Origin of the sequence: Colwellia sp. D2M02 (assembly GCF_018860755.1) — a bacterium.
GTDB classification, from domain to species: domain Bacteria; phylum Pseudomonadota; class Gammaproteobacteria; order Enterobacterales; family Alteromonadaceae; genus Colwellia; species Colwellia asteriadis.
Genome location: NZ_JAHKPW010000054.1, coordinates 48,621 through 57,087 on the forward strand (window position 1 = coordinate 48,621; position 8,467 = coordinate 57,087).

At 40.9% G+C, this 8,467-nt stretch carries 3 protein-coding genes; all 3 read left to right on the forward strand.

The window, feature by feature from the left end; all coding sequences use genetic code 11:
- The first annotated feature begins 603 nt into the window (after nucleotides 1-603).
- The 3 genes from KO495_RS08875 (at nucleotide 604) to KO495_RS08885 (ending at nucleotide 8,177) form a co-directional block, all read left to right on the forward strand.
- Nucleotides 604-3,768: a glycosyl hydrolase family 18 protein gene (locus tag KO495_RS08875; protein ID WP_215980054.1), complete on the forward strand. Its 3,165-nt coding sequence runs from the start codon at nucleotides 604-606 to the stop codon at nucleotides 3,766-3,768.
- 117 nt (nucleotides 3,769-3,885) lie between these two features.
- Nucleotides 3,886-5,478, forward strand: coding sequence for a lytic polysaccharide monooxygenase (locus KO495_RS08880; protein WP_215980055.1), 1,593 nt, complete (start codon nucleotides 3,886-3,888; stop codon nucleotides 5,476-5,478).
- Nucleotides 5,479-5,552: 74 nt separating this feature from the next.
- Nucleotides 5,553-8,177 (forward strand): glycosyl hydrolase family 18 protein, encoded by a 2,625-nt coding sequence (locus tag KO495_RS08885; protein ID WP_215980056.1) that lies wholly within the window; start codon nucleotides 5,553-5,555, stop codon nucleotides 8,175-8,177.
- Nucleotides 8,178-8,467 lie beyond the last annotated feature (290 nt).

Genomic DNA, 8,467 nt, shown 5'->3' on the forward strand with positions numbered 1-8,467 from the left:
TTTTGCAGCTTTTTGTTGGGTATTTATACAAGGCAGAGCCTTTGAAAGGTAATGTTTTGAATTAGTTATAAATAAGTGAAACCAATGACCAGTTGCACTTATAACCTAACTTACAATAAATTTATAAATTAAATGCTAGCTAATCTGGGCTCAGCTTAATTAGAGATAAATCATTAATGCTCCAATAAGTCACACCATAAAAAAGGTTATTATCGCTTTATTTCTCTAGAGACCCTCTTTCTAAAGTAAAAGCTCTACAGGATATGTAACATTTACATATAACAATTGAGAATATCATATAACAAACATTACATTTGTTTGTTTTTTATCCTACTAGCCTCTGTAAATCAGCCCTGCAATTAATTAACATATTTTTTACATCAAGGTAAAACCGTAAGAATGTAACAAAATATGAACAAATTGGTGGATTATTTACAAGTACAGAAATACCCCATTAAGACATTGATTTATAATACTTAAAATAATAAATCAAACCAATTTACTTATCCAGTGTCTACTTTTAGAGACAATTGACGCTATTTTTTTTTATGTTACTTTTAAATTGACTTTGAAATTTGTTAACTAATTGTTGACGGGGATAACATGAAAAAAATAAAACCAACAAACCGTGTATTTAAATTGTGTGCAATATCGACCGCTTTACTCAGTAGCTCGGTTTACGCAACAACTTACGATTGTACTAACCTAGCTGAGTGGCAAACTGACCAAGTTTCAGTGAAAGGGACCATTGTACAAACGAACAATCAAGCTTTTAAAGCTAACTGGTGGAATAAAACCAACCCAGTATCACATTCTGGCCCATGGCAAGAGTGGGAAAACTTAGGCACCTGTGCTGGCGACGTGACAGCCAACCTCCCTCCTGAAGTGTCTTTTACATCGCCTACCGCAGGTAGTTCTTTCCTTGAAAATGACAGCGTTGTCTTTAGTGTAAATGCTTCTGATACAGATGGCACTATCGCCCAAGTTGAGTTCTATTTAAATAACGCCAAAGTAAGTACGTTAACGAACGCACCCTATAGTTTTTCATGGGTAGGTATTGTTGGCGAACATGTGTTAACTGCCGTTGCTACTGACGACAAAGGCGCTAAAACAACCACTAGTGCTATTAATTTTAGTGTTACCGCTAACGATACAACACCAGTCAATGAAGCACCGGTTGCGACACTGATGGCAAGCTTACCTAGCCAAGTTTTAGTGGGCACCGTGATTAATTTCGAATTCTCTGGTAGCGATAGTGATGGCCAAGTGACACAATTATCGCTACTTGAAAATGGCTCTGTGATTAGTACGGTAAACGCTAATACTGGTAGCTTTGCATGGACAGCTACGGCACTGGGTAGTCAAAGCTTTACCGTAGAAGCAACTGACGATAAAGGCGCGAAATCACTAAGCAATGCCATTAACTTTGCCGTAGTTACCGAAGGGCAAACTGGTACCGATGCTGATGCTTGTCGTCCTGAAGGCTTATACCAAACACCGGGTGTTAACACGCCATACTGTACTATTTACGATCAAGACGGCCGTGAACTTATGGGTGCAGACCACCCTCGACGCGTTATTGGTTACTTTACCAGCTGGCGTAATGGCGCTAATGAACAACCGAGTTATTTAGTAAACGACATTCCGTGGGATAAAATTACTCATATTAATTACGCCTTTGCCCACGTTGATGCTAATCATAAAGTTTCTATTGGCGATCCAAATTCACCAAACAACCCAGCAACTAACATGGAATGGCCTGGTGTTGTCGGTGCTGAAATGGACCCTAGCCTGCCATACAAAGGTCACTTCAACCTCTTAAACAAATACAAAAAACAATACCCTGATGTGAAAACATTAGTGTCAGTTGGTGGTTGGGCAGAAACAGGTGGTCACTTTGGCGAAAATGGTCGCGTTGCTGATGGCGGTTTTTATACTTTAACCACGAATGCTGACGGTACAGTCAACGAAGCAGGCATTGCAGCATTTAGTGCAAGCGCTGTTGAATTTATTGAGAAATATGGTTTTGATGGTATCGATATTGATTATGAATACCCATCATCAATGAATGACTCTGGTCACCCTGACGACTTCACTTTTTCAAATGCTCGTCGCGCTTATTTAAATAATTCCTATCAAGTCTTAATGAAGTCTTTACGTGAAAGCTTAGACAAAGCGGGTGAAGCCGCAGGTAAACATTATTTATTAACTATAGCTTCACCATCATCGGGGTATTTATTACGTGGTATGGAAACATTCCAAGCGACGCAATACCTTGATTACGTAAACATTATGTCTTACGACTTACACGGCGCATGGAACTCACATGTTGGTCACAATGCCTCACTTTATGATACTGGCTTAGATTCAGAGCTTGCTGCATGGGATGTATATTCTACTAAAGAGTTTGAAGGTATTGGTTACTTAAATACCGACTGGGCTGTTAAGTATTTCCGCGGTGGTTTATCGGCAGGTCGTATTAACATTGGTATTCCGTATTACACTCGTGGTTTTAAAGATGTAACTGGCGGCACCAATGGTTTATGGGGACAAGCAGCGTTTCCTGATCAAGCTAATTGCCCGAAAGGTACAGGAGTTGGTGATAAAAACAGTTGTGGTAATGGCGCAATAGGTATCGATAACTTATGGCACGACATCGAAAATGATCGAGAAGTTCCTGCCGGCTCTAACCCACTATGGCACGTTAAAAACTTAGAAAATGGCATAGTAGGTAGCTACTCAGCAACTTATGGTCTTGACCCTGCTAATGATGAAAACGACAAGTTAGTAGGTACCTACACTCGCCATTATGACAGCGTAGCTGTTGCTCCTTGGTTATGGAATGACACGAAAAAAGTCTTTATTTCAACCGAAGATGAAGAGTCAATGGCCACTAAAGTTGATTACGTTATCAATAACGGTTTAGGTGGTGTGATGTTCTGGGAGCTTGCTGGTGATTTTGATTTTGACGCGGCGAAAGGTGAATACTTCATGGGTTCAACCATGACCACCATTGCTTATGACAAATTTAATCAAAGTGGTACTCCTTACGGTATTGATAAAGGTAATAGCGCTTTTGTTAAACCTACTGAAATGGTTGATGTAAGCTTTGTTGCTAAAGACTTCCCTGTTGGCGATGAAAACTACCCGATCAGCCCAACGTTTGCATTTACCAACAATTCAGCGATTGACTTTTCAGGTGCTAAAATATCGTTTGATGTACCGGTATCAACGTCTGCAATCTTTAAATCTAATTGGAATGCAACGAAAAAGTTGAAAATGGAAATTGAACAAAATGGTTCAAATGCCGCAGGTAATAACATTGGAGGTTATGAGAACGAATTCCATCGTTTTTCAATTACCTTAACCAATGAATGGGGTGGCACTGCTGAATCATTCACCACAGGTCAAACCGTTAATGCGCAAGTAATGTACTACATGCCGATTAGTGGGCCAACTAACTTCACGATAGAAAAAGACGGTAAAGTATTTGCCTTCAAAGCTGAATACCCAAAACTACCAGAAGCAACTTCAGGCGGTAATGGCGGCGGAGATACCGGTGGCGGTAACGGCACAACAACGTGTGACGGTATTAATGTAGCCGGCTTATCAGTTTACCCCGAGTTCCCACAAAAAGATTGGGCGGGTAACTCAAGTCATGCTAATGCAGGTGACATGGTTGTTCATAATAATACGGTTTATAAAGCCAAATGGTGGACAAGCTCGACACCTGGCGGCGCAGACTGGGACAGTGTTTGTAGTCTATAGCACCTAAAATGTGGGCGCTTTAATAAAAGCGCCCACACTTCAACAACGAATCACAATTATTCATTACGTCAGTACAAGACCGTCATAAAACACATATTTTATGGCTAAGGGACAGTTATGCTTAAAAATCACTTAAATTATAAATCTGCCGCATTAAGTTTGGTACTTACCAGCGTTCTATGTGGCGCCAGCAATCAAGTATCGGCGCACGGTTACATGTATAGCCCTATGGCTCGCCAAGCTTTTTGTGAGCTTCAACAAGGGTACTGGTGGCCTGAAGATGGCTCAAATATTCCTAACGCCGCCTGTCGAGGCGCTTACTTAAGTTCAGGACATTTTCAATTTGTTCAGCAACATGAGTTTGCTGTTAATACGCGCGACTTTAATAACTTAGTTGAAGTACAAGCGAATATACCTAATGGCACTTTATGTGCGGGTGGCGATAGCAAGAAAAAAGGTATGGATATACCTTCACCACATTGGCAGCGTAGTGATGTAGTACCTAATGCCAATGGCGATATCAGCATTAAGTTTTTAGCCACTACCCCACATAACCCAAGTTTTTGGGAGTTTTATTTAAGTAATCCAAGCTATGACGGTAATATCATGCCATTAACTTGGGATGATATTAACTTAGTGCAATCGCATGGCAATGTTGATTTTATTAAAGATGCTGACGGTAATCGTTTCTATGAAATGCAAGTCAATATTCCAGCAGACCGTGTTGGCGATGCCGTACTATATACCCGCTGGCAACGCGATGATGTTGTTGGTGAAGGCTTTTATAACTGTAGTGATATCACCATTGTTCGTGATGGTATTCAACCCGACACTTGGTTTGACGCAGGCTTTTATCTAAAACAAGGTCAAACCGCGGTTGCAGGCGAAAGTGTTAGTCTGCGCGTATTTGACGCAACAGGACAAGAGTTAGTCAGCCAACAACTCAATGTTACTGATAATAATCAAGCGACTTGGGCTAACGACTTAGCCGAAACACTTAATTTAAATTACGCTCACTTACTTAATATTGGCGTGAAAGATGCCCAAGATAATATTCAATTTGATCAAGCTAACTTATTAAGTAATGTCGTTTATTTAACTAGCCAAGATCATACTTTTGTACTTTCAGTGAAACCTGCGGCAGTTAATACTGCGCCTGTTGTACATGATATTGCCAACCTAATCATGGATGAAAGCACTAGTTCAGCCATTCATGTTCATGCTTTTGATGATGAACAAGCAAACTTAAACTTTACTTGGACGATTCCTAGCCCGCTGAGCTTTACTGGCAACGATGCCAATATTACGTTAAACGCACCAAGCGTTGAACAAGATACTGATTTCAACGTCAGTGTTGCAGTATCTGATGGCATGTTAACTACCACAAAAAGCTTCACGGTAACCGTAAAAAATATCGTTGTTGATCCAACAACTCCACCATGGCAAAGCGACATCGCCTATTCAACGGGCGATAAAGTAAGTTACGAAAACCAAGTCTATACCGCGAAATGGTGGAATAAAAACCAAGCACCGAGTAACAGCAGCGCATGGCAGTTAGAAACATCAACCGGCGGTGGCGCAACAATTTGGCGCGCCCAAAATGAATACAGCAAAGGTGCTGTCGTCAGTCATGAGCAAATCAGTTATCAAGCTAAATGGTGGACCAAAGGTGAAACTCCGGGCACCAGTGCAGTTTGGCAGCAACTTTAATCATTAGGTTAACTAACAGAATCCCCCGCAACTAAAAAACGCTGAATATTCAGCACTTATAATAAGAGGTTATTATGTACAAAAAACTACTTACGGCGTGTGCAATTAGCACCGCACTCTCGTCATTACAAGTCAGTGCAGCTCCTGCTGCGCCAAGTATTGACTGGGCACCACAACATTACTCTTTCGTTGAAGTAAATCTTGAAGGGCTTGGCTCATATAAAGATTTAGTTACTGCCAAAGAAGTGGTTGATATTAGTATCAAATGGAACTCATGGAGCGGCACAGGCGGCGACAGCTACAAGGTGTATTTTGATAATACCGTAGTAAATCAGGGCACATTGGCAGCCGGTACTAAAAGTGGTGTTATTACTTTTCCTTATGACAAGTCTGGTCGCCATCAGCTAACAATTGAACTATGTGAAGGCGCAGTTTGTGCCACTAGTGCACAAAAAGAAATTGTAATTGCCGATACTGACGGTGGTCATTTAGCACCACTTGCAATGAATATCGATCCTAATAATAAAACGTATCCTAAACAAATTGATAACGTAGTAGGTGCTTATTTTGTTGAATGGGGTATTTACGGTCGTGGCTACGATGTGAGCCAAATACCAGTAGATAACTTAACGCATATTTTATACGGTTTTATTCCAATTTGTGGCGCTAACGAGTCACTCAAAGAAATTGAAAATGGCAATAGCTGGCGTGCTTTAGAAACTGCTTGTGCTGGCTCGGCTGATTATGAAGTAGTAATACACGATCCGTGGGCTGCAATTCAAAAAGCACTACCGGGTATTGATGCTAAAGATCCAATTCGCGGTACTTACGCACAATTAATGGCGTTAAAACAACGCAACCCAGATTTAAAAATTCTTCCATCTGTAGGTGGCTGGACTTTATCTGATCCTTTCTATGGCTTTACTGAAAAAGCTAATCGTGACGTTTTTGTTGCCTCAATGAAAACCTTCCTAAAAACATGGAAGTTCTACGATGGTGTTGATATTGACTGGGAATTTCCAGGTGGAAACGGCGCGTCTCCAACATTAGGTGACCCAGTTAATGATGGTCCAGCTTACGTGGCTTTGATGCAAGAGTTACGCACCATGTTAAACGAGTTAGAAGCAGAAACAGGTCGTACTTACGAACTAACCTCAGCTATCGGCTCGGGCTATGACAAAATTGAAGACGTAGATTACGCTGCAGCAGCACAATTTATGGATTACATTTTTGCCATGACTTATGACTTCTTTGGCGGTTGGAACAATGTAACTGGTCATCAAACTGCCTTAAATTGTGGTAGCCATATCAGTGTTGATGAATGTAATGGCACTGGCTTAGACGATGAAGGTAACCCACGTAAAGGTCCTGCTTATACTATTACTAATGCGGTAGACTTATTACTCGCTCAAGGCGTACCAGCAAAACAAATTGTTGTAGGTACCGCAATGTACGGCCGTGGCTGGGAAGGTGTAACACCTGAAAATGCCACTATTTTAGACAACCCTATGACAGCTCCAGGTAACGGAAAACTTACCGGCACGAGCGCACAAGGTGTATGGGAAGCGGGTGTTATTGACTACAAAGGTGTTGCTCAACACATGGTTGGCGCTAATGGTACTGGCGTTAATGGTTTTGAAGTAGGTTACGATGAAATTGCTGAAGCTGCTTACGTGTGGAATAAGCAATCAGGAAAATTAATCACTTACGATAGCCCTCGCTCAGTAATTGCCAAAGGTGAATACGTTACCACAAATGGCTTAGGTGGTTTATTTGCATGGGAAATTGATGCAGATAATGGCGATATTCTTAATGCTATGCATGAAGGTTTAGGTGGCACGGGTGGTCCAACAAATAAAAAACCAGTAGTTAGTTTAGCGAGTAGTTTTTCAGTGAATGCTGGTGAAGTTATTACCATTTCAGCAAGTGCAACCGATGCTGATAACGACCCACTCACTTATAGCTGGACTGTTGATAGCGCATTAACAGCAACAGCAACCGATACTGCCAATGTTGTTATTACGGCAAGTAATGTGACTCAAACTACTAGTTACCCAGTAACGGTTACAGTATCTGACGGTACAGCAAATGTTAATAAGTCAGCAATGTTAACTGTTGTTGCTCCATCTACAGGTAACACTGCTCCTGTTGTCGCGGTTATTAGTGATGTTAGCGTAGAAGAAAACATGCAAACAAGCATTGCTGTTTCTGCAACTGATGCTGATAACGATAGCCTAACTTACACTTGGCAAGTACCTGCAGGCCTAACGCTAGCAGGTTCAGGTGCTAATGTAACGTTAACGGCAGCAGAAGTAACTGCTGATACTAACTTTACCGTGAGTGTTGATGTGAGTGACGGAACTGCAACAACGTCACAAAGCTTTACTGTAACAGTCACCAATAAAGATACTGGTGGTGGCACTAGCACATGGGATAGCAGCAAAATTTATAACACAGGTGATACTGTTGTTTATAATAATGTGACTTACAAAGCTAACTGGTGGACTAAAGGTGAACAGCCTGATCAAAGCGCAGCATGGTCTGAAGTTATTCCAGACGATGGTCAAGTAAGAGCTTGGCGTGCAGATTTAGTTTACAACGGCGCTGATAAAGTAACGCACAATGGCGTAAATTATAGCGCTGGCTGGTGGACTAAAGGTGAAGAGCCTGGTGTTGCTGGTGTTTGGAAAGTACTTTAATATTGCCGTTAATAAATGACATTAACTACTAAGGTTAATGACTGACGTTAATTTAAATATTAACCAATAACTAAATTTTCTAATGAAAAAGTAAAGCGCGGCTGTAATGAACAGCCGCGCTTTTTTATTATTTAACCTGAACTTGGTTTAAGAGATATTTAACAAATTGAAATATAAGAAAAAATTAATTTTATGAATCGCTAGCTTGATAGTTTTTCTTCTTTTCATATGATAAGCAAGGCAAATTTCGCGTCAATAGCTGGCCTATTGCAAGTAAATTTAACGAAGAA

Bases quoted from the DNA above. Each gene is read 5' to 3' on its own strand.
- KO495_RS08875 (WP_215980054.1), top strand. From the start codon at position 604: ATGAAAAAAATAAAACCAACAAACCGTGTATTTAAATTGTGTGCAATA.
- KO495_RS08880 (WP_215980055.1), top strand. From the start codon at position 3,886: ATGCTTAAAAATCACTTAAATTATAAATCTGCCGCATTAAGTTTGGTA.
- KO495_RS08885 (WP_215980056.1), top strand. From the start codon at position 5,553: ATGTACAAAAAACTACTTACGGCGTGTGCAATTAGCACCGCACTCTCG.